Origin of the sequence: Pseudomonas sp. NFPP24 (genome assembly GCF_900112095.1) — a bacterium.
In the GTDB taxonomy this organism is placed as follows: domain Bacteria; phylum Pseudomonadota; class Gammaproteobacteria; order Pseudomonadales; family Pseudomonadaceae; genus Aquipseudomonas; species Aquipseudomonas extremorientalis.
In genome coordinates this window covers 1-22,541 of record NZ_FOKD01000022.1, presented here as the reverse complement: position 1 = coordinate 22,541, position 22,541 = coordinate 1, and the positions used below count along the sequence as shown (strand labels likewise).

Genomic DNA, 22,541 nt, shown 5'->3' with positions numbered 1-22,541 from the left:
AATGTTAATGGCGGATGACATGGTTAACCCGGTGGGCCTCAAGCGTGGCCTGAAGAACCGGCACATTCAGTTGATCGCCTTGGGAGGGGCGATCGGCACGGGGTTGTTCCTCGGCTCGGCCGGGGTACTCAAGTCGGCGGGGCCGTCGATGATCCTGGGCTACGCGATTGCCGGTTTTATCGCATTCCTGATCATGCGCCAGCTTGGCGAGATGATCGTCGAAGAGCCGGTGGCCGGTTCCTTCAGCCACTTCGCTCACAAATACTGGGGCGGCTACGCGGGCTTCCTGGCCGGCTGGAACTACTGGGTACTCTACGTGCTGGTGGGCATGGCCGAACTGACGGCGGTGGGCAAGTACATCCAGTTCTGGTGGCCGCAGATCCCGACCTGGGTCAGCGCGCTGGTGTTCTTCGTGGCGGTGAACCTGATCAACACCCTCAACGTGAAGTTCTTCGGTGAAGCCGAGTTCTGGTTCGCGATCATCAAGGTGGTGGCGATTGTCGGCATGATCGTGCTCGGTTGCTACCTGCTGTTCAGCGGCACCGGCGGCCCGCAGGCGTCGGTGAGCAACCTGTGGAGCCACGGCGGGTTCTTCCCCAATGGCGGCATGGGGCTGTTGATGTCCATGGCGTTCATCATGTTCTCCTTCGGTGGCCTGGAGTTGGTGGGCATCACCGCCGCCGAAGCCAGCGAACCGCGCAAGGTCATCCCGAAAGCGATCAACCAGGTGGTGTACCGCATCCTGATTTTCTACGTCGGCGCATTGACCGTGCTGTTGTCGCTCTACCCATGGGACCAACTGCTGCAAACCCTCGGCGCGTCGGGCGATGCCTACAGCGGGAGCCCATTCGTGCAGATCTTCTCGCTGATCGGTAACGACACCGCCGCCCACATTCTCAACTTCGTGGTGCTGACCGCGGCGCTGTCGGTGTACAACAGCGGCGTGTACTGCAACAGCCGCATGCTGTTCGGCCTGGCCGAGCAAGGCGATGCGCCCAAGTCGCTGATGAAGCTGAACAAGCAAGGCGTGCCGATCCGCGCCCTGGCGATTTCGGCCCTGGTGACGATGCTGTGCGTGGTGGTCAACTACGTCGCACCGAAGAGCGCCCTGGAGTTGCTGTTCGCGCTGGTGGTTGCCTCGCTGATGATCAACTGGGCGCTGATCAGCATCACCCACATCAAGTTCCGCAAGGCCATGGGCGAACAGGGCCTGACGCCGTCGTTCAAGACCTTCTGGTTCCCGTTCAGCAACTACCTGTGCCTGGCGTTCATGGTGATGATCATCAGCGTGATGCTGGCGATTCCAGGCATCAGCGAGTCGGTGTATGCGATGCCGGTGTGGGTGGGGATTATCTACATTGCCTATCGGCTGCGGGTTCGCAGAAGTCACGCGATAGTCAACGCGCAGTGATGCCTGTGGGAGGGGGCTTGCCCCCGATAGCGGTCTATCAGTACCCGATGTACTGACTGACACTGCCATCGGGGGCAAGCCCCCTCCCACATTTTGTTTACAGCGTGGAACGTACTCGCCACAGTTCTGGGAACAGCACGGTATCGAGCATCTTGCGCAAATACCCCACACCTTCCGTGCCACCCGTGCCCGGCTGGAAGCCGATAATCCGCTCCACCGTCGTCACATGGCGGAAACGCCACTGACGGAACGAATCCTCCAGGTCGATAAACTTCTCGGCCAACTGATACAAATCCCAGTAACGCTTCGGGTCGCGGTACACCTCACGCCACGCCGCCTCCACGGACTCATCGTGAACCGTCGCCGCCGTCGGGTCGCGCTCGGCCCGCTTTGGATCAATCGCCAGGCCCGCCTTGATCATCAGGTTGATCGCCTCGTCATACAGCGACGGCGTGGCAATTGCCACTTTCAACTCGTTCAACAGTTCCGGCCGATGGGCATGGGGCCGCAACAGCGCCGCGCTTTTATTGCCGAGGATAAATTCGATCTCGCGGTACTGGAATGACTGGAACCCCGACGACTGCCCCAGGAACGGGCGGATCGCTTTGTATTCCGACGGCGTCATTGTCGCCAGCACGGCCCAGGCGTGCACCAGCTGATCGAAGATCCGCGACACCCGCGCCAGCATCTTGAACGCCGGTGGCAGCTCGCCCAGGCGTACATGTTCGCGGGCGGCCTTGAGTTCGTGGAGCATCAGCTTCATCCACAGCTCCGAGGTCTGGTGCTGGATGATAAAGAGCATTTCGTTGTGGTCCGGCGACAGCGGGTGCTGGGCGCTGAGGACTTTGCCCAGGTCCAGGTAATCGCCGTAGCTCATGGACTCGGAAAAATTCAGTTCGGCGTTATGCCATTCTTCGGGCGGCTGATAGTCAACAGAGAAGGGACATTGGCTCATCGCGTGGGCTCCTTGAGCGGGCGGAGAATGGCGCGGACAGGGCTCGCGTCGAGGTTGGCAAAGCGCAGCGGCAGGGCGATCAGTTCGTAATCGCCCTCGGGGACGTCATCGAGCACGATGCCTTCGAGAATCGCCATGCCATGGCGCGCCACGGCGTTGTGGGAATCCATGGTCTTGGACTGCTGCGGGTCCAGCGAGGGCGTATCGATGCCGATCAAGCGCACTCCGAGGCTGGCGAGCAGCTCGATGGTCTGCGGGGCGATGGCGGTGAAATTCGAATCCCATTCGGTCAGCGGCGCTTGTGGATAAGTACGCAGTAACACGCGCTCCGGCAAGTTATCCACACGGCCTTGAAGTTGGTGCGGCTGTATAAGCGCACCGCTGTCCAGGCAATGCAGCACGCGGCAAGGCCCCATGTACACATCCAACGACACCTCACCAATGGCCACGCCGTCCGCGCTGTAATGCAGCGGCGCATCCACGTGGGCGCCGGTGTGCGGCGACAAGGTAATGCGTCCGACATTCACTGGACACTCCGGGCCCAACTGCCACACGCGCTCTTCCTGGAACGGCGTATCCCCCGGCCAGGTCGGGGTCGCCGTACTCAAGGGCGGGCTGATATCCCACCACGTTTTTATTGGGTTCATTTCAAGGCTCTCGGCGGTTACTGGGGTGAATGATACGAGGGCCGGCTGCGAATTTTCTTGCGAATTCTGGCGTGAAGCGGGAAATCTTTCGCACTTACTGCGAAGAACGGACGAGAAATCGCACAAATATATCGTCCGGATGCGTCACCGTGCCCTGTGGGAGCCGGGCTTGCCCGCGATGACGGTGGCACTGCTTGCATCTTCATAGCCTGACACTCCGCTATCGCGGGCAAGCCCGGCTCCCACAGGGGTTCGCGGTAATTTCCGGATCATCACACCGCTGCGCTTCTGGGCATCCCGATGTCGAGTTCAGACCACTGACGCAACGCCCTAGGCCTTAGGGTGCATCCTTCCATTCCCTTCCTCGGAGTCATCATGTCCAAGCCCATCACCGTACTGCGCGACACTCATCCCCTGCCGGTCCTGGACGCGTGCAAATGGGAAAAACTCGAAGGCGACCCGCACACCGTCAACCTCAACGCCTACACCAGCGAAGACGGCAGCAAGATCATGGGCACCTGGATCTGCACCCCGGGCAAGTGGTACGTGGACTACGTGAAGTGGGAATACTGCCACTTCCAGGAAGGCTACTGCATCATCACGCCGGAAGGCCTGGAGCCGATTCACTTGCGAGCTGGGGATATCTTCGTGGTGGAACCGGGGATGAAGGGGACGTGGGAAGTGGTCGAGACGGTGCGTAAATATTTTGTGTTTGCTTGAGCCGCAAAAACCCGGGAGCCCACTATTAGCAGGCTCCCGGAACCGCCCCTACTTGGGCTTGCGATAGCTATTGATAATCGCCGAGAAGTCCTTGCCCCCTTCCCCACGCTGGCTCATCGATTGATACAACTGCTGGGCCACAGCGCCCAGAATCACGGGTTGCTTGGCCTGACGTGCAGCCTCAGTAGCCAGGCCCAGGTCCTTGAGCATCAGGTCAGCACCAAACCCACCGGTATAACCACGGGACGACGGCGCGGTTTCAATCACACCCGGCCACGGGTTGTAGGTATCGGAACTCCAGCAACGTCCGGTTGAGCTGTTGATGATGCCGGCCAGCACCTGGGTGTCGATGCCCAACGCGTCGCCCAGCGCCATGGCTTCGCTGACGCCGACCATGCTGATCCCCAACAACAAGTTGTTGCAGATCTTGGCGATTTGCCCCGTGCCCACCTCACCGCAGTGCACGATGTTGCGGCCCATCTGCGCCAGAACCGGTTGCAGGGTGGCGAACAGTTCCGGGGTGGCGCCGACCATGAAGGTCAGCGTCCCGGCTGCGGCGCCGCCCGTGCCGCCGGAGACCGGGGCGTCGGCTACGGCCACACCTTGTTCGGCCGCCACAGCCGCTACGTCGCGGATGGTCTGCGGGTCAATGGTGCTGCAATCCACCGCCGGTACGCCTTTGCCGATGCCGGCAAGTACACCGTCTTCATTCAGCCAGACGCTGCGCACATGGGCGGCGGCGGGCAGCATGGTGATCACCAGCTCAGCGCCGGTGGCCGCATCACGCGGCGAATCGCTGATGGTGCCACCCAGCTCGGCCAGTTCCTTGAGCACCGCCTGGTTCAGGTCAAACAGGTTCAGCGCATGGCCGGCCTTGATCAGGTTGCGGGCCATGGGGGCGCCCATGTTGCCCAAGCCGATAAATGCAATCTTCATGGTCGTCTCCCGGAATCAGCGCAGGTTGATGGTGGTGTTGACGCCATCGTTGACCGTGTCGTCGTCGAACCAGCGGCTGGTGACGGTCTTGGTCTGGGTGTAGAACTGCACCACTTGCTTGCCATATGGGCCGAGGTCGCCAAGCTTGGAACCACGGGAACCGGTGAAGCTGAAGAACGGCACCGGCACCGGGATCGGGATGTTGATGCCGACCTGGCCTACATCGATTTCGCTCTGGAACTTGCGCGCCGCCGCGCCGCTCTGGGTGAACAGGCCGGTACCGTTGCCGAACGGGTTGGCGTTGACCAGGGCGATGGCCTCGTCGAGGGTCGCGACCTCCAGCACCACCAGCACCGGGCCGAAGATTTCCTGAGTATAGATCTGCATGTCGGTGGTCACGCCCGAGAACAGCGTCGGGCCGACAAAGTTGCCTTGCTCGAAGCCCGGCACCTTGATGTCGCGACCGTCCAGCTCCAGCTTGGCGCCTTCTTTCACGCCGCTTTCGATCAGCTCCAGAATGCGTGCCTTGGCACGCTTGGAAATCACCGGGCCGACATCGGTGCCGGCTTCGCTCCCCGCATTGACCTTGAGCTTTTGCGCCAGCGCTTTCAGGTCCGGCAGCCATTGCTTGGACGCGCCCACCAGCACCACCACCGAAGTGGCCATGCAACGTTGGCCCGCCGCACCGAAACCCGCACCGACCAGGGCATTGAGGGTGTGTTCACGGTTGGCATCCGGCAGCACCACGGCGTGGTTCTTGGCGCCCATCATCGACTGCACGCGCTTGCCATGTTTGCCGGCCAAGTCGTAGACGTGAGTGCCCACGGCGGTCGAGCCCACGAAGGACACAGCCTTGATGTCTTTGTGGGTGCACAGTGCATCCACCACGTCCTTGCCGCCGTGCACCACGTTGAGCACGCCAGCCGGCACGCCAGCTTCCAGCGCCAGCTCGACGAGCAGCATGGTCGACAGCGGGTCCTGCTCGGAGGGCTTGAGGACGAAGGTGTTACCGCAGGCAATGGCCATCGGGAACATCCACAGCGGGATCATCGCCGGGAAGTTGAACGGGGTGATACCGGCGCACACGCCGATGGGTTGGCGCAGGGTGTAGGTGTCGACGCCACCAGCGACGTTTTCAGCAAACTCGCCCATTTGCAGGGTGCCGATGGAGCAGGCGTGTTCCACCACTTCCAGGCCACGGAAAATATCGCCTTCGGCATCGGCAATGGTCTTGCCCTGCTCGTTGCTGAGGACCACGGCGATGCGCTTGGAATGTTCGCGGATCAAGGCTTGCAGCTTGAGCATGATGCGCATGCGCGCGCCGATCGGCGTCAGCTTCCAGGTCTGGAAGGCGCGGTGGGCAGCATCGATGGCAGCGTTGACTTCATCGGCAGTTGCGAACGGGACTTTGGCCAGCACCTCTTGGGTGGCCGGGTTGACGATGTCTTGCCACTCGGTGGTCTTGGACTCGACCCACTCGCCGTTGATCAGCAACTTGACCTGTTGCACGGAAATATCGGCAGATGCGTTCATGTGGTCTCCAATCTTATATTTATGCAGAGACAAGGCGCGTAACCGCCTTGGGAAATGAGGCGTTCGGACTGTTTTTGGAGTATAGATGTGCAAATCTCTAATAAGAACGCACATAAAAGCCGGACCAATATGCAAAAAAACATCACGTCCCTGGGCTCCCTGAACTGGGATGACCTGAAGTTTTTCCTCGAAGTGGCCCGCACCCGCAAGGCCAGCGTGGCCGCCAAGCGCCTGGCGGTGGACTACACCACCGTGTCGCGGCGCATCAGTTCGCTGGAAGTGTCCCTCGGCACCCTGCTGTTCGAAAAATCCCGGACCAACGGCTTCGTACTCACCAGCGAGGGCCAGCGTTTGCTGGGCTATGCCGAGTCCATCGAAAGCACCCTGCACATGGCCTGCGAACAAGTCTCCGGCTCCGGCGTGGCGTTGTCCGGCCACGTGCGCATGGGCTGCACCGAAGGGTTCGGCAGCTTCTTCGTCACCCCGCAACTGAGTCACTTCATCGACACCTACCCGGCCATCTCGGTAGACATCCTGCCCCTGCCGCACTTCATCAGCCTGTCCAAACGCGAAGCCGACATCGTCATCGCCCTGGAACGCCCGGAACACGGGCCGTATGTGTGCTGCAAACTGTGCGACTACAAATTGCAGCTGTACGCGACCCAGGAATACCTCGATCAACACCCGCCGATCCGCAAACCAGTGGACTTGGCCGAGCATCCGTTTATCAGCTATGTGGATGACTTGGCGTTCAGCTCGGAGCTGCTGTACCTGGCAAACGTAGTGCCCGGCGCCAGCGCCAGTTTGCGCAGCACCAGCGTGATTGCGCAGTACGTGGCGGCGCAGCAAGGGCGGTCGATGGCGATACTGCCGTGTTTTTTGGCGGCGCAGGATCCACGGTTGTTACCGGTGCTGGGGGAGCAGATTTCCATCACTCGCCAGTTCTGGATGTATTGCCGGGAGGATCTGAGGAAGTTGAAGCGGATTACGTTGTTGTGGGACTACATCAGGGAGGTGACGGAGCAGAATCAGGGGCTGTTGATGGGGGAGACCAGGGAGATCAGGTTCGCGGATTAAAGGGCCATCAACGATGATTCGCTTTAATTTGCAGGACGTTTCCTAGAGAATCTCCGGCCTATTGTGCCTTAGGGTTCGAGTCATTAGCCTCCGTACTTCGCTGACATCAGCGAACGGGTTTAGCGACCCGAACCCGGACACAGCCTCCAACGTCAAGCGCTTCATGCTTGTCGTTGTCGTGTTATGGCGGCTGTGCGTGGGAGACCTTCGGGTCTGCCGGGTCCTGGGTCCGGTTCGCTAACCTGCGTACAGCTGCCACCCTTTCATGTTTAGCGACATGAGTGGGTGGCTCCCTAAACTCCCAGGTATAGATCATGACTAAAATCGTCCCCGATCCACCGCTCTCCTCCATCACCACCCTCGGCGTCGTCACCTTCGGCGACTACGGCGAAAACGAAAAACCCCTGTTCCGCGTCAACGCCGGCATGCCCATTGAGGAAGCGCTGGAGCACGCCTCCACCCTGCTGTTCTACTCCAAGAAACTCGCGATGGAAGCCGCCATGGATTTACGCGGCGAGCAATACGCGTGGGCCGCGCATTACCTGTGTGAGATGGGCAAAGCCGTGGTCGATGACCTCACGCAAGCGATGACACCGGGCCGTTAAGCGAACACCGCTCGAATGAGGGAGGAGCCCTGCTCCTCCCAACATTTAAACGACGGTAGTCCCGGCTATTTGTGGATACCGAGCCCGAACTTCGCGCAGGAACTCACCCGCACGGTTTTTGAGCCATTCAATCAGACGCGCAATATCCGGCTCTGACTGCCGCCCATTTCGACAAATGATGTAGTAGGCCGCTGGGGACATCATCACGGGGCTTTTCAACGCAACCAATGCACCGTTTTCCAATTGGTCATACACCAACGCAGTCCTGCCCAGCGCAATCCCTGCCCCCTTTACCGCCAGACTGATCGCCAGGCTCGAATCCGGAAAGCGCGGCCCATGGTGATAAGGCGGCGTCGGCAGGCCCTGAAACGCAAACCAGCTTTCCCACCCCGGACACACCTGATCGTCCACCCTATGAATCAGCGGGTATTGGGCGACATCCTCCGGCGCAATATCCCCCTTCGGCCTTAGAAATTCCGGCGAGCAAACGGGGAACACCGCGTCACGCATCAGCAGTTCAACATGATGATCCGGGTAATCGCCATACCCCATCACCACCGCGACATCGTATTGATGCGCTTCCAGACTGGTGCTGTTGATGTCGGCGCTGGTCAACACCAGGTCAAGGTTGAACGAAGCCTCAGTGTGAGAGCCGTGCATCCTGGGGATCAGCCATGTCGAACAGAGCGAGGACGTGCATGAGAGGTACAGCGGACGGGACTTTGCGGGGTTGAGTGAATGCAAGACCCCATCCAGCGCCTTGAAAAATCCGTCGGTGACCGGCAACAAAGCCTGCCCTGCGGACGTCAGCTTGACGCCGCGCGAATGCCGCTCAAACAACTGCACGCCCCACCATTCCTCCAGGCCTGCAATTTGATGGCTGATGGCGCTGGCGGTGAGGTTAAGCTGCGACGCCGCACGCGCAAAGCTACCGGATTGCGCAGCGCTGACGAACGCTTGAAGCATCGGAGTGGGAGGCGGACGCTGGGCCATCAGGTGCTCACTTTGATCAAGATGATCCCGCAAACAATGACGAATGCCGACAGCATCCGTCGCCAACCGAACTGTTCGTGAAAGAACAGCGCGGCAACAATGGCGCCGATAATAACACTGGTTTCCCGCAGCGCTGAGACCTTGGCCACCGCGTCCAGCGACAACGCAAACAACACCAATCCGTAAGACGCCAGGTAAAAAACACCGCCCAACAGGCCGACTCGCCAATGCCCACGTATCGCTCGCATCAAGGCCAAACGCTCCCTGGAAAACGCCAGCACCGGAATCGGAATGCTCTGGAATACCGTCAGGTAGATGATGTATTGCAACACCGTTTCACTGGCTCTCACGCCTTTGGCGTCCACCACCGTGTAAGCCGCGATAAACGCCCCGGCACACACCGCCATCAGGATCGGCTTGAGCATCTGCGCCGTCATCCTGCGCACAAAGGTCAGGCTGATAATGCCAACACAAATCAACACCACACCCGCCAGCGCCTCGCGTGATAACTGCTCATGCAACAGAAAGTAGGAAAATAACGCGACCAGTACCGGCGGTATCCCACGCATCACCGGGTACACCTGCCCGAAATCTCCCGCTTCGTAGGCTTTGATCAGAAATAGCCGATAGACCGTATTGAGTCCCACGGAGACGAGGATGTAGCCCCACACCTCCAGGCTCGGCACGCTGACAAACGGCAACGCCAAAAGGCATATCACCAGGGCGGTGCCATCCACCATGGCCAAGGTCATGAAGCGACTGCTGCCGGCGCGGACGACAGCGTTCCAAGTGGCGTGCATGAAGGCTGAGATCAAGACCAGCGTGATCGCGATATCGGAGTTGTCCATGGGGCTCGGCTTTATTGTTTTGGAGACAGGGGGAAATGGAGTGGTTGGCAAGCCGCGTCTGAAACCTTGTACATCTCAATACGGAGATAACGCTCAAGAAAAATCGAAATGCACTGCTCGGGGAGCTTTTTTCGAGAGAGCTAGTCGTTCGAGCTGATCAACCACCATTGCATTGCGGAACGTAACTTGGCTCTTCGAATCCCGAGCGGCTATTGCCTGACTATCACGTTGCAACGCCGAGAACATCGAAGAATCCACTGTTACATCAGCACCGGAATAAATCAGCGCCAATACCTCGGGATTACTGATCGACATTTTCTGCTTTCCCTGCGGGTCAGTTTGCTCGCCTGCCAACTCATCAAGCAGAGTCGTTGAACGCTTGATTTTAGATGCCTCTTGGCCAACGACACTGACATTGATGTTCATCGCAATCCTTCACGGCTCTTAGTTAGAGCGGCTATTTAACTAAGCCCAACAGATGCAAAAAAGCAAAACCTCATCAGCCTAGCCATCAAGATTCGTCATGCCGGACCTTTCCTAGAGTCAAAAATTTATAGCTTATGCAGGCGGCTGGTCATGAACACACCTCAACCCCTGCAGTTTTGCCTCAAGAAACTCACCATGGAAGCCGCCGTAGATATGCACGCAGGATCGTTAAGCGCACACCGTTCAAATGTGGGGGCCTGCCTTCGATGGCGGTGGGTAAGGCAATAGACTCTCAACTGAATGACCGCATTCGCGAGCAAGCCAGCTCCCACAGTTGATTGGGTTTCAAGTTGAGATGGGGGTAGTGACTCAGTCCGCAATCACCACAATCGACACCCGCCGATTCTCCGTGCGCCCTGCCGCCGTATCGTTGGAGGCCACCGGCTCGCTGCTGCCCAACCCGCGCAGTTGGATGTTTTCTTCTTTCATGCCCACGCCGGTCAACACCGCCGCCACGCTTTTCGCGCGGCGCAGGGACAGTTGCTGGTTGTAGGTTTCCTTGCCGGAAGCGTCGGTGTGGCCGTCAACGCGCACGCGTTCGATGCCGACACCCAGCAGGGCCTTGCCGATGCGTTGGACGATGTCGGTGCTGGGTTGGTTGAGCGTCTCGACGTCGCTGCCAAACAGCACTTTACCGGACAGGCCGAAGGCCCAGCCTTCGTCGGTCAGTTCGAAGCCTTGCTGCTTGAGGACCGCGACTTGTGCCGGGGTGAGGCCTTTGGGTGGAGCGGTCTGGCAGCCGCCAAGGGCGAGCAGGGCCACCAGCAAGGTGATAAACATGAAACGCGCGGTCGTGAACAAGGGGTCAACTCCTGTGTTGAACGTTGACGACGGAATTCTCCGACTCCGCCGTTTGCTGGCCGCCCGAGGACAAACGCTTGGCCTGGTACATCGCCGCGTCGGCGGCATTGAGCAAGGTGCCGGGTGTGGCGCCATGATCAGGGTAGATGGCGATACCGATACTGAGTGAGGTCAACACCTGGGTGTTGCCGGGCACCGGAATCGGCAGGTCCATGCTGGCGATGATTTTGTCGGCGATGCGCTCGGCGTCTTCCACCTTGTGCAGCGGCGCCAGCAGGATGGCGAACTCGTCACCGCCCAGGCGCGCGACCAGGTCATCCTCACGCAGTTGCGCACGCACGCGCTCGGCCACCGCTACGAGAACGGCATCGCCGGCGGCGTGGCCAAAGCTGTCGTTAATCTCTTTGAAACGGTCGCTGTCGAGGTAGAGCACCGCCAGTTGTTCCTTGGCCTTGGCCGCACTGCGCAGGGCACGGATCAGACGGCCTTCGAAGTACGCACGGTTAGGCAGGCCGGTGAGGCTGTCGTGATTGGCCTGGTGGGCGAGGGATTCGTTTTCGCTTTGCAGATGGTTTTGCCAGGCTTCCATCTCGCCGAGCAAAGCGTTGAAGTCGCTGCCCAGGCTGTCCAACTCGGCGATTCGCGCCGGCGGCACACGGCGATCGAAGTCGCGTTCGCTGCGGGCGGCGTGGGCCACGGCGGCGAGGCTTTGCAGTGGGCCGGTGATACCGCGCAATAAGCGTCGCGCCAGGTGCAGAGCGATCCACGCGCTGAGCGCGGTACAGATGAGGATCCCGGCCAGGCCACTGAGCAGGAAACGCAGCAGGCTACCGCCGTGACCGGTGAGGTGAGTGCTGCCGATGACTCGCCCTTGGTGGAGGATAGGCTGGCTGATGGGTTGTTCGAGCAGGGTGTGCGCCAGCTCCAGTTCAACTTGCGAGAGCATGCCGGTATCCGGACGTATCCACTGCGCCAGCAACTTGCCATTGGCGTCGAAGACTTCGGCCTGGGCCACTTCTTCGGTGGAGGCGATCAGGCTGAGCGCTTCAGTGGCTGCCGCGCTGTCGTTGAACACCACTGCCGCTTCCACGGTGTAGTTGATGGAGCGCGCGATCAGGTGCAGGTTGTGTTCGGCATACACCCGCAGCGCCAGCACACCCAGCAGGGTCAGCGAGATGCTGGCCAGGGTCACCGCCACCAGAGCCAGGATCAGGTGCCCCCTGCCGATGACCGAGCGCAGGGTAGGTCGCACTTTGGTGACAGTCATGGCGCAGGCGCTCGCCGACGGGACAACTGCAGCACGCTGGGGTGAATGCGCACGCCGCTGCGCGCCACGGAGTCGAGGTTGACCTCGAAGGACACTTGCTCATCACTCACCCGCAGGCAGAACAGGCTGCCCACGGTGCACTGGTCGCCGCCTTCGCTGATGCTCAGCACCGGGTGACCGATCAACGAGGTAAACAACTGGCTACGCTCATCGGCACTCAGTTTGCCGATGTACACCGCATCGCACGCGTTGACGATATCGGGATGGTTGGCCAGCAGGCGCTGCACCACCACCGGACGACCGGTGGCCTGGGTGGTGCCTTTGATCAGGTCGTCGGTGTATTGGGTCGGGCCGACGACGCACAGGCGCAATTGCGCAGGCTCGACCGGCCAGCGCGCATAACTGAGGATACCGAGTACCACCTGAGTGACCGCTTGGGCGCGCTGGGCGGCAAGATCAGCGGGGTCGGGCGCCTGGGCGAAGGCGCGCGGCGCGAGTATGCACAGCAACGCCACCAGCAGCATGCGTCTCCAGCTCAAACTGCGCTCTGTGGGCGAGACAGCCACGTTCATGCAGCGATTCTCTCAGGTGTTTTTTAGATGATGCCGCAACGATAGCACAGCGGCGCAAAACCCCGCGAAGAGTAGGTCTTCACGGGGGCCGCTATTTTTCCAGAAAAATCAGTCGACTGAATCAGAAAAATGGCATGACCTGTCAGTCAGTTTTTTCCGGTTCGTGGCCCAATTCCAGCATCAGCCCACTCAAGCGCTTGACCTTGCGCCTGACCGCCTCTTCAAACACACCACCACGGGGCTCGATCAGGCTGAACCAGCGCTTGGCCCGCGTGATGCCGGTATAGATCAATTCTTTGGTGAGCACGGGGTTCAACGCATCCGGCAGGATCAATGCGGTGTGGGTGAACTCGGAGCCCTGGGATTTGTGCACGGTCATGGCGTAAACAGTTTCCACATCATTCAGACGGCTAGGCAGCACAAATCGCACACCGCCCTGGCCATCGTTGCGTGGGAAGGCCACGCGCAACACCTGGGGGCCGCCGTCGCTTTCGGGCAATTTGAGGGCGATGCCGATATCGCCGTTCATCAGACCAAGACCGTAATCGTTGCGGGTCATCAGCACCGGGCGGCCTTCGTACCATTGCTCGTCGCCTTCGATCAAACGTACCTTGCGCAGGGCAGCAGTGATGCGCAGGTTCAGGCCTTCCACGCCCCAGGGGCCTTTGCGTACCGCGCAGAGCAGTTGGAACGCATCGAAGGCCTGCAGCAGTTGTTGCGCCCAGTGGGTCCAGGCGTCGCTTTCCCGTGGGGTATCAAGTGACGGGCGGGCGCTGTGCAGCAGGTTGAGGTAATAGCGATAACCGTGGGCGCCATCACCCTGCCCGTCCAGCACCAGACGCTCCAGGGCGTGGTCGTGCTCGCCCTTCAGGCTGACGCAGAACAGATCATCGTGACTGCGCGCCGCCAGCAGCTTGCGCGCCTCTTCGGCATTTTGCTGGTTGACCCAACGCGCCAGTTGGCCGATGCCACTGCCCTCGCCGAAACGCCGCGAGTAACGCAGCATCACCACTTGTTGGGCCAATGGGTGGCTGGCGTCGGGGTCTTCCTGCAGGCCGCTGGCACTGAGGTCTTCGCCGCTGACCGCTTGCAACCATTGGCGGGTCTCGGTGCTGTAGAAGCCGGCTTCGGCGTCGCGACACAAGTCACCGAGCACTGCACCCGCCTCTACCGACGCGAGTTGGTCCTTGTCGCCCAGCAGCACCAGGCGTGCATGGGGCGGCAAGGCGTCGAGCAGGTTGGCCATCATTTCCAGGTCGATCATCGAGGCTTCGTCCACGACCAACACATCCAGGGGCAATGGGTTGCCAATGTGATGCCGGAAGTGCCGCGTGCCCGGGCGACTGCCCAGCAGGCGGTGGACAGTGGTGACCTGGGTCGGGATTTTTTCCTTCACGTTGTCCGGCACTTTCAGCGACAGCACTTGCTGGCTGATGGACTCGGTGAGGCGTGCGGCAGCCTTGCCGGTCGGTGCGGCCAGGCGAATGCGCAACGGACTGCCGGCTTCCACGGCGGGCGCCTGTAACAGCGCGAGCAGGCGCACCACGGTGGTGGTCTTGCCAGTGCCAGGGCCGCCGGTGACGATGCTGAATGCGCCGCGAGTGGCCAAGGCACAGGCGAGTTTTTGCCAGTCGATCACGCCGTCGGGCGGCGGTTGGTCAAACAAACGACTCAGGCGCTGCGGCAGATCGGCGGCGACGTTTTCCTGGGTGGCGAGCCTTAGACGCAAGGCGGTATCGATGCGCCGCTCGTAGGTCCAGTAGCGGCGCAGATACAGGCGTTTGCCGGATAGGACCAACGGACGGCTTTGGGCGGGCTCGCTGCCATCGACGGCCAGGGCGACCAGATGGCTGGCGGCGAGCGCGTGGCACCAGTGGGCGCCGTCGAGGCCGTCGAGCAACTGCGATGGCAGCAGCATGGCGCCGGTTTGCAGGTCGCCTTCAGGCGGCAGCGACAGGGCGAAATCGGGCGCCTTGAGGGTTTCGAACAAATCGAGGCAGACGTGACCATGACCCAATTGATGGCTGGTCAGCGCGGCGGCCAGCAGCACCAGCGGGTCAGCCTGTGGATCGAGCTCGTGCAGGAAGCCGACGAAGGCTTTGTCCAGGGCACGCAACCAGCCACGCTCCACCCAACGCGCCAGCAATTGCACCAGGTCGGCGGCGCGGCTGAGGGGTGACAGCTCCTCCAGCGGTAATGGCGACAGGCTCATAACAACACTCCTTGTTCCCAGGCGGGCTCAACCCTGGGCGGGATCGGCTTGCCCTGGAACAGCAGGTCCAGGCCTTCGATCAGCTCTCGTGGCGGCCGGGTGAAATACGCCCCCTGGCTCGCGGACTGCGTACCACGCAGGAAAATGTACAGCGCACCGCCGATATGGCGGTCGTAGTCGTAGTCCGGCAGGCGCGCCTTGAGTTGGCGGTGCAGGGCCAGCAGGTAAAGTACGTATTGCAGGTCGTACCGATGCTCGAGGATCGACTGTTCCATGGCGTCCGGGGTGTAGGCCGAATCGTCGGGGCCAAGCCAGTTGGATTTGTAATCGGCGACGTAATAGCGTCCGTCGTGTTCGAAGGTCAAATCGATAAAGCCCTTGAACATGCCGTTGAGCAGCACCGGTTCGGCAGCGACGCGGGAGACGCCGTTATGGGTGTATTGGCACACCAGTTTGTCGAGGGCGAGTACGTCGACTTTGTGGCTGGCGAACCAGAACTCCATTTCAATCTGGTACTGCTGCAACCGGCTGAGGGAAACGTGACCGTTTTCCACCGGCAATGGTGTTTGCAGCAGGTGGCCGAGCCAACTGCCGAGGGTGGTGATCCAGCCCTCCCAGTTGCGCCGATTGCAGCGGGCGCCCACGGCTTTTTCGATCGACTCGGGTGTGACGTTGAAGCCCTCCTCCCCGGCCCACTCCAGCAGCCCGTGGAGAAAGGTCCCGGGGTTGGGCCCACGTGGGAAGCGGTGAATGTCACCGCCGGACGCCGCCACTTCGCGGGGTGCGTCGGGGTCGAGGCGTTCGTCATCGAACAGCTTTTGGGCCTGTGGGCTTTCCGGCGCTTCGAGCGTGGCAGCGCTCATGCTGTCGCCGATGCGCAAGGCGCTGTAGGAGGCAATCCACCAGTTTTCCGCCGCCTTGCGCTTGGGCAGCAGGGGCGCGCGCAGCGTGGCTTGGTTGCGCGGTGGGTGGAAGAGGATGTCTTGCGCTTCGGGCACTTGGGCGTAGTTGATTGCCGTGCAACCTTCTTGAAGGTCCAAGAGCCAGCGCGCCAAACCGGCGGACTTTCCCAGCGATGCGCCTGCGCCAAGCAAATAGCCCAGTGCCGAAAGGTGCAGTACGGAGCTGTTGCTGTTGCCGCGCTTGAGGTCGGCAATGCCCAGCCAACACGCATGTTTGGCACGGGTCAGGGCGACGTAGAACAGGCGCAGGTCTTCGGCGAGGCGCTCGTTGTCGGCCTGGGCGATCAACTCGGGCGTTGGGCGCAGGCTGACCTGGGATTTGCCGTGTTCATCGTGGTAGTGCAGCGGCAAGCGGCTGCCGTCCACCGGTTTGGCCGAGCAGATGAACGGCAGGAAAACCAGGTCGTATTCCAGGCCTTTGGATTTGTGGATGGTCACGACCTTGACCAGTTGCTCATCACTTTCCAGGCGCAGGATCTGTTCTTCACCCGCCTGGCCCGAGAGCGCCAGGTGTTCGGCAAGGTGGCGGATCAGCGCCTGTTCGCCGTCCAGTTCCGAGGCCGCTTGTTGCAGCAGTTCGCTGAGGTGCAGCAGGTTGGTCAGCACACGCTCGCCATCACTGCGCGCGATCAGGGTTTGCGGCAGTTTGAAGTCGTGCAGCAGGCGCCGCAGCATCGGCAGCACGCCTTGGGTGCGCCAGATTGCGCGGTAGCCACGGAACTGCATGACGCGGCTTTCCCACGCGAGTTCGTCCTGGTTCAGACGCTCCAGTTCCGGTAAAGACAGGTTCAGGGTGACGCAGGCCAAGGCGGCACGCAGAGGGCGCTCCACGTCCGGCTCGGCGCAGGCCTTGAGCCAGGCCAGCAGGTCGTGGGCTTCCTGGGCGGCGAACACCGAGTCCTTGTCGGACAGGTAAACGCTGCGCACACCACGGGCGGCCAATTCGGTGCGTACCGCCTGGGCTTCCTTGCCGTCGCGCACCAGGATGGCAATATCTGACGGCAGCACGCCTTTGAAGCTCGCGTCCGGTTGCAGGAAACCGGCCCTGCCCTGCTGGCCGCCGTTGAGCAATTCAACAATGTGCGTGGCACAGGCCGCCGCCAGCTGCTGACGATACAGCACGTTGGAAATCGGCTGGTCGGTGGGCAAGTGCCAGAGGTTCAATGCCGGCAACGTTTGCCCATCGACCTGCAAGTGTTCCTTGCGGCCTTGGGACAGCACCGAGTGGAACGGTACGGGGTTTTTGCCATCCGGCTCGCGGAACAGGAACGCACCCCGGCCCGTTTCCGCACGCTGGAACACATGGTTCACCGCCTCGACCATCGCATGGCTGGAGCGGAAGTTGGTACCCAAGGTGTGATGGCGGCCGGTGGTGGACTGGCGGGCGCGCAAGTAGGTGTAGATGTCGGCGCCACGGAAGGCGTAGATCGCCTGCTTGGGGTCGCCGATCAGGAACAGGCCGCTGTCGAGGTGGTTTTCTTCAATGCGGTAGATGCTGTCGAAGATGCTGTATTGCACCGGGTCGGTGTCCTGGAACTCGTCGATCAACGCCACCGGGAACTGCTCGCGGATCACGCTCGCCAGACGCTCGCCTCCCTCGGATTGCAGGGCGGCATTGAGGCGGATGAGCATGTCGTCGAAACCCATTTCGGCGCGTCGACGCTTTTCCTCTTCGAAGCGTTTGCCGACCCAACCGGCCGCGTGTTGCAACACGGCGGCGTCGGGCGTCGGCAAGGCATCCAGGGCAGCCTTGAGGCCGGCCATGGCATCGATACCGGGATGCTGCGGCGGCTCGCCCTTCCAGGCTTCGGCCATGCCGTCGGGTGTCAGGCGAGTGAAACCGGTGCCGATATCGAGTTGTTCGAGGGTGTCGTCAGCAGCCCACGCGCTGATCTTCTCGAACCAGGGCTCGAAGTAGCGGGCTTGCATCTTGCGGCCATCGACGGCCTTGGCCGCCACGGCTTGCAGGCAGATATCACGTAGCTCGGCGGCCCACTGCTGCCACGGTGCCTTGAGTTGCATCAGCGCTTCACGGCGTTCTTGGAGGCAGGCGTCGATCAGCTCGGCGGGCTCGCGGGTCTCTCCGACAGGCCGTTCGCTGCCGAACAGCGCACGGACTCGCGGCATCAACGCGGCAGGCCCGCCCCAGTTATTGCGCACCCAATTGAGCGCATCGTCATGCATCGGGTAGCAGAACAGCCGCCAGTAGTCGCGCAGCACCTCGCCGAGCAGATCGCTGTGGTCGGTTTCCAGAGTCTGGGTGAACAAGCTGCCACTGTCGAAGGCGTGCTCGCGCAGCATACGCTGGCACCAACTGTGGATGGTCGAAACGGCGGCTTCGTCCATCCATTGCGCAGCGATGTCCAGCCGGTTGGCGCAGGCCGGCCATTGGTCGGCGGGATATTCGGCACGCAGATCAGCGATAAGGGCGTCGGGCTGTTCAATTTCTGTGCGGAAAAAGCGTGCGGCTTCGGCCAGACGGATACGGATGCGTTCACGCAGCTCTTTGGTGGCGGCGTCGGTAAAGGTCACCACCAGGATTTGAGGCGGTAGCAGTTCGCGGCCAAAGCCAGACCCTTCACTACCGTGACCGAGGACAAGGCGCAGATAAAGGGCGGAGATAGTGAAGGTTTTGCCGGTGCCGGCGCTGGCTTCAATCAGCTGGCTGCCGTTGAGCGGGAAGGCCAGGGCCAAGGGTTTGTGGTTCATGCGCCGGCCTCCTCGCTTGTGAGTGATCGCCAGGGGGCGTTGAGCAGGGGGCGATAAAGGGTTTCGCACCAACCTTCGAATTCTTCGCTGGCAATAAGTGTGGCGTAGTCCGGGAATTGCCGGGTGAGCGCTGGGGTTTCGCGGCGCTCGCCTTCGTTATTGAGCCCGTCACCCTCGTAGGCTTTACCCGCAGCGGCTTCGGCCTTGGCCGGGTCAGTTTGGCCGAGCCAGGCAAACGCGGTCTTGACGGCGATGGGCAACGGTTTGCTCATCCCGGTGTGCCAGGCGAGCAGCAAGTTGCAGAGAATTTCCTGGGCATTGGCTTGATCCAGCGGTGGCAGCAGCAGAGTGTCATCACTGGCCACCAAGCCGGTGCTTAACGGCAGACCGCAAGCGCAGGCAACCACGTGATTGACCCAGGGCCGAATCAGGCGATGCCACTTGCGGGTCTTGATCGAGCCGATGCTGTTGGGGATGGTGGTGACGCTGAGCAACCCACCATCACTGCGTCTATGCAGCCCGCTGATCCAGCCTTCCAACTGAATGCCGCGATGCTCAAAACTGATCGGTTCGGCGCCGGGGTGCGGGGTGGGCCAGAGGGCCAATAATTGTTGGTAGCGTCGCAGCAGATCGGGCAATGGCTCGATCAGTTCGTTGCGAAGGCACTCGCCGAAACCCACCATCGGCAACAGGCCACTGCTTTGCAGGCGCAAAGCCTGGGCGTTCAACGCCTGGTCGAAGTGATCGGGCGCGGTGAGTGCTGCACTGAGCAGACTATCGCTCAGGCTGTAGCGTTGCAGTGCGTCGAGCACGAAGGGCTCTTCGTCGGCCAGCGGTACTTCGGCGGCCTCGAAGAATACTTTCAAGCGTTGGCTGAAGAAGTGTTTGACGGGGTTGCGCAGGAAGTCTTGTAGCTGGCCGAGGGTCAGGGGCTCGTCCTGTTGATGGGGCGCCAGGTCGTGTTCTGTCGGGGTGGTATCGGATGCTTCGTGGAGCAACTGCCATTCGCGCGCATAGCTGAACAGCGAGTCGCCCTCATGGAAGTAGCGAGCGCTGAACGGTTGCAGCGGATGCTCCTGGGTCATGGCTTCGATCAGCGGCTCGTCACTGTCAGCGCAGTGCCAGCCACTGGCCAGATGGTCACGCAGTTGGCCGATTAACACCGAGGCCGGGCGATCGCTGTTGTCGCGGATGCTGCGGCCGACCCAACTGATATAGAGCTGGTCGCGGGCTGAAAGCAGCGCCTCGAGCAGCAAGTAGCGGTCGTCTTCGCGGCGTGAGCGGTCGCCGGGGCGGTAGTCACTGCCCATCAGGTCGAAGTCCAACGGGGGCTGCGCGCGCGGGTAGTCACCATCGTTCATACCGAGCAGGCAAACCAGCTTGAAAGGGATCGCACGCATAGGCATCAGGGTGCAGAAATTGACAGCCCCGGCGAGGAAGCGTTGGGACAGGCGCCCTTGGTCCAAACCCGCTAGCCAGGCTTCACGGACTACGGTGAGAGGTAAGTCGTCGTTAAGGCCGACGGACTCGCAGGTTTCCAGCCACGCTTCTCTGAGTTGTTCGAGTTGGCCCAGCAGGTAGTCGTCGTGTTCGCTACTCGGCAAGAAAAACAATTGCATCAAGCGTTGCAGGCGTTCGCCCCACTCCTTCGCGGGAGCGGGTTGAGACAGGGCTTGATGCGCATCGTTGAGTGCGTCGAGCACGGCGACCAGGGGGCCGATCAGGACAGCGTCGAGTCCACCGATTTCGTCATAGGGCTCGATACCGTCACACGCTGCACCTGTGCCTACGGCGTAACCAAGCAACATGCGGCGCAGGCCGAAACGCCAACTGTTTTGTTCCAGCCCTGTTGGCAGGCCGAGGTCGGCACGTTGTTCGGCGTTGAGCCCCCAGCGGATGCCGGCGCCTTCTATCCAGCGGTGCAACGTGGGCAGGTCGCGCTCCTTGATGGCAAAGCGTTCGCGCAAGGCTGGAACGTCAAGCAGGTCTAGAATTTCGCTGACGGGAAAGCGGCTGTCGGGGAGTTTCAGCAGGTGCTCGACAGCGATCAGCAGAGGGTCGCGGCCGCGTTGGCCTTGGTCGGTCAGGGTGAAGGGGATGAAGCGTGGGTCATTGCGCTCGAGCTGCCCGAACACGGCGCGGATGTGCGGCGCGTAGCTGTCGACGTCAGGGACCATGACAATAATATCCCGGGGGCGCAGCGTGGGGTCGGCGCTGAAGCGTTGGAGCAGTTGGTCGTGGAGGATTTCCACTTCGCGTTGGGCGCTGTGGGCGATGTGGAAGCGGATTGAGGTATCACGCTCCAAATCCACAGCGGGCCATAGTTCGCGGGTTTCATTGAGTGGGCGCAGTTCGAGGATATCGTCCTGGAGTTGATTGAGCAGTGTTGTCGGCTCGCTGTCGCTGAACAGGTCGATGCGGCCGTCGCGGAAAGCGGCGCGGTAGCTGTTGGGGTCGTCGTAGCTGTCCAGCAAGCTGATGTAGTCACGACCTTGCTTGCCCCAGGCCGCCAGTAACGGGTGGGCGTGCTGGTGCAGGGTTTGTGGGTCGATGGTGACCGGCATGCCCGCTTTACGCGCCTGACGCTTGTATTCGTTACGCAGCAGGTCTTTGTCGGCGACGATGTCGGACCAATGGTGGCGGCAAGGGTTGTGCACACAGAGCAGGACTTGGCTGAAGCGCGCGAGGCCGGCGAGGGCCTCCAGCGCCTGGGCGGGCAACGAGGAGATGCCAAAAACGATGACGCGGGATGGCAGGCCCTCGGGCGCTTTTTCCAGTGTATTGATGCGCTCGATAAAACGTTGGTGAACGCCGGCGCGGCTTTCGGCCATGCCTTCTTCACCAACATCCAATAGCAGCGCGCGCCATAGTTCGGCTTGCCAGCAGTTGGCTGGGTTAAGGGGTTTGGATTCACCTCGACCGTTACGCAATTGGTGGCGGCCGGCGGCCCAATCTTCCAGCCAGTCGGCACGGTAGACCTGGTATTGGTCGAACAGGTCAGCCAGGCGCTCGGCGAGTTGGTAGCGTTTACGCAAGTCGGTGTCGTGGGTGAGGAAGCGCTGCAGCGGTTCGAAGTGCGGCTGATCGATAAGCTCCGGAAGCAGGCGCATCAGGCGCCAGGTCAGTGGGGCTTTATCGAGCAGGGATTTGGGCGGGATTTCGTCACGGCCCAGAACCATACGGTAGAGCTGCCACATGAAACTGCCAGGGAGCTGCACATCGATTGCCGCCGCGATGCCGCAACCGCCCATGTCGTCGTCTTCCGGGTCTTCGGCCAGAGCCAACTTGAGCCACTGGGCGATACCGTTGCTTTGTACCAGGGCGATTTCGTTTTCCAGGGGTGCCAAGGGGTACCGGCGCATCCAACTGACCACCAGGCTGCGAAGTTCGTCCAGGCGGTTGCCGTGAACCACCATGAATCCAGCACTGAGGGACGTCGCATCCGGCATAACGGCTTCCTTGGGAAAGGCAAAATCGAGGGTGCGACTTTAGCACTGTGGGCAGTTGTTGGCCGAATTGGGATGTTAGCTGGCTTTTCGACCGCCCAAAACAAAACCCCTGACTGCGTTAGCAATCAGGGGTTCTGGAATTTAATCTTGACGATGACCTACTCTCACATGGGGAAACCCCACACTACCATCGGCGATGCATCGTTTCACTACTGAGTTCGGGATGGGATCAGGTGGTTCCAATGCTCTATGGTCGTCAAGAAATTCGGGTACTGAGTCGCGGCCTGGGCCTCGCTTCAGCAAATTGGGTATGTGACAGCTTTCGGTGTTTTGTGAACGTCGAACTTTCGGTTCATTT

General features: G+C 61.1%; 17 protein-coding genes and 1 rRNA gene. 4 read left to right on the top strand and 14 right to left on the bottom strand.

Annotation, left to right across the window (positions count from 1 at the left end):
- The first annotated feature begins 7 nt into the window (after positions 1-7).
- Positions 8-1,411 (top strand): amino acid permease, encoded by a 1,404-nt coding sequence (locus BM026_RS28445; RefSeq protein ID WP_071489153.1) that lies wholly within the window; start codon positions 8-10, stop codon positions 1,409-1,411.
- A gap of 97 nt (positions 1,412-1,508) precedes the next feature.
- On the opposite strand, the gene kynA is transcribed toward BM026_RS28445, so the two are convergent.
- A complete protein-coding gene (gene kynA, locus BM026_RS28440) occupies positions 1,509-2,366 on the bottom strand; it encodes a tryptophan 2,3-dioxygenase (protein WP_092249444.1) in 858 nt (285 codons plus the stop codon).
- Positions 2,363-3,013, bottom strand: a complete 651-nt coding sequence (gene kynB / locus BM026_RS28435; protein WP_093530882.1) for an arylformamidase — start codon at positions 3,011-3,013, stop codon at positions 2,363-2,365. The genes kynA and kynB overlap by 4 nt, the downstream gene beginning before the upstream one ends.
- 375 nt (positions 3,014-3,388) lie before the next feature.
- Here kynB and BM026_RS28430 point away from each other — a divergent pair, with 375 nt between their 5' ends.
- Positions 3,389-3,733, top strand: a complete 345-nt coding sequence (locus tag BM026_RS28430; protein ID WP_010206533.1) for a cupin domain-containing protein — start codon at positions 3,389-3,391, stop codon at positions 3,731-3,733.
- Positions 3,734-3,781: 48 nt separating this feature from the next.
- On the opposite strand, the gene mmsB is transcribed toward BM026_RS28430, so the two are convergent.
- On the bottom strand, positions 3,782-4,669 hold the full coding sequence (mmsB, locus tag BM026_RS28425) for a 3-hydroxyisobutyrate dehydrogenase (RefSeq protein ID WP_092249450.1): 888 nt from the start codon (positions 4,667-4,669) through the stop codon (positions 3,782-3,784).
- Positions 4,670-4,684: 15 nt separating this feature from the next.
- Entirely contained in the window at positions 4,685-6,202 is a 1,518-nt protein-coding gene (locus BM026_RS28420; protein WP_016974890.1) for a CoA-acylating methylmalonate-semialdehyde dehydrogenase, read from the bottom strand.
- A gap of 129 nt (positions 6,203-6,331) precedes the next feature.
- On the opposite strand from BM026_RS28420, the gene BM026_RS28415 reads away from it, so the two are divergent.
- Complete coding sequence (locus tag BM026_RS28415) at positions 6,332-7,279, top strand: LysR family transcriptional regulator (RefSeq protein WP_092249456.1); 948 nt, start codon at positions 6,332-6,334, stop codon at positions 7,277-7,279.
- A gap of 314 nt (positions 7,280-7,593) precedes the next feature.
- A complete protein-coding gene (locus tag BM026_RS28410) occupies positions 7,594-7,884 on the top strand; it encodes a DUF3077 domain-containing protein (protein WP_093530880.1) in 291 nt (96 codons plus the stop codon).
- 45 nt (positions 7,885-7,929) lie between these two features.
- Here BM026_RS28410 and BM026_RS28405 read toward each other — a convergent pair whose 3' ends face one another.
- The 10 genes from BM026_RS28405 to rrf form a co-directional block, all read right to left on the bottom strand.
- Positions 7,930-8,877 carry a LysR substrate-binding domain-containing protein gene (locus tag BM026_RS28405; protein ID WP_093128237.1) on the bottom strand — a complete coding sequence of 316 codons (948 nt, stop codon included), beginning with the start codon at positions 8,875-8,877 and terminating at the stop codon, positions 7,930-7,932.
- On the bottom strand, positions 8,877-9,725 hold the full coding sequence (locus tag BM026_RS28400; RefSeq protein ID WP_093513840.1) for an EamA family transporter: 849 nt from the start codon (positions 9,723-9,725) through the stop codon (positions 8,877-8,879). Before BM026_RS28400 ends, BM026_RS28405 begins: the two co-directional genes overlap by 1 nt.
- Before the next feature lie 93 nt (positions 9,726-9,818).
- Positions 9,819-10,151: a hypothetical protein gene (locus BM026_RS28395; RefSeq protein ID WP_093530878.1), complete on the bottom strand. Its 333-nt coding sequence runs from the start codon at positions 10,149-10,151 to the stop codon at positions 9,819-9,821.
- Between the two features lie 369 nt (positions 10,152-10,520).
- Positions 10,521-11,012 carry an outer membrane lipoprotein YfiB gene (locus BM026_RS28390; RefSeq protein WP_071489144.1) on the bottom strand — a complete coding sequence of 164 codons (492 nt, stop codon included), beginning with the start codon at positions 11,010-11,012 and terminating at the stop codon, positions 10,521-10,523.
- Between the two features lie 4 nt (positions 11,013-11,016).
- A complete protein-coding gene (locus BM026_RS28385) occupies positions 11,017-12,279 on the bottom strand; it encodes a diguanylate cyclase DgcN/YfiN (RefSeq protein ID WP_093530876.1) in 1,263 nt (420 codons plus the stop codon).
- Entirely contained in the window at positions 12,276-12,851 is a 576-nt protein-coding gene (locus BM026_RS28380) for a regulatory sequestration protein YfiR (RefSeq protein ID WP_093530874.1), read from the bottom strand. Before BM026_RS28380 ends, BM026_RS28385 begins: the two co-directional genes overlap by 4 nt.
- A 142-nt stretch (positions 12,852-12,993) precedes the next feature.
- Entirely contained in the window at positions 12,994-15,063 is a 2,070-nt protein-coding gene (recD, locus tag BM026_RS28375; RefSeq protein WP_093513838.1) for an exodeoxyribonuclease V subunit alpha, read from the bottom strand.
- A complete protein-coding gene (gene recB, locus BM026_RS28370; protein ID WP_093530872.1) occupies positions 15,060-18,734 on the bottom strand; it encodes an exodeoxyribonuclease V subunit beta in 3,675 nt (1,224 codons plus the stop codon). The genes recD and recB overlap by 4 nt, the downstream gene beginning before the upstream one ends.
- Positions 18,731-22,183: an exodeoxyribonuclease V subunit gamma gene (gene recC / locus BM026_RS28365; RefSeq protein ID WP_093530870.1), complete on the bottom strand. Its 3,453-nt coding sequence runs from the start codon at positions 22,181-22,183 to the stop codon at positions 18,731-18,733. Before recC ends, recB begins: the two co-directional genes overlap by 4 nt.
- Before the next feature lie 145 nt (positions 22,184-22,328).
- Positions 22,329-22,444 (bottom strand): 5S ribosomal RNA (rrf, locus tag BM026_RS28360).
- Between the last annotated feature and the right edge of the window lie 97 nt (positions 22,445-22,541).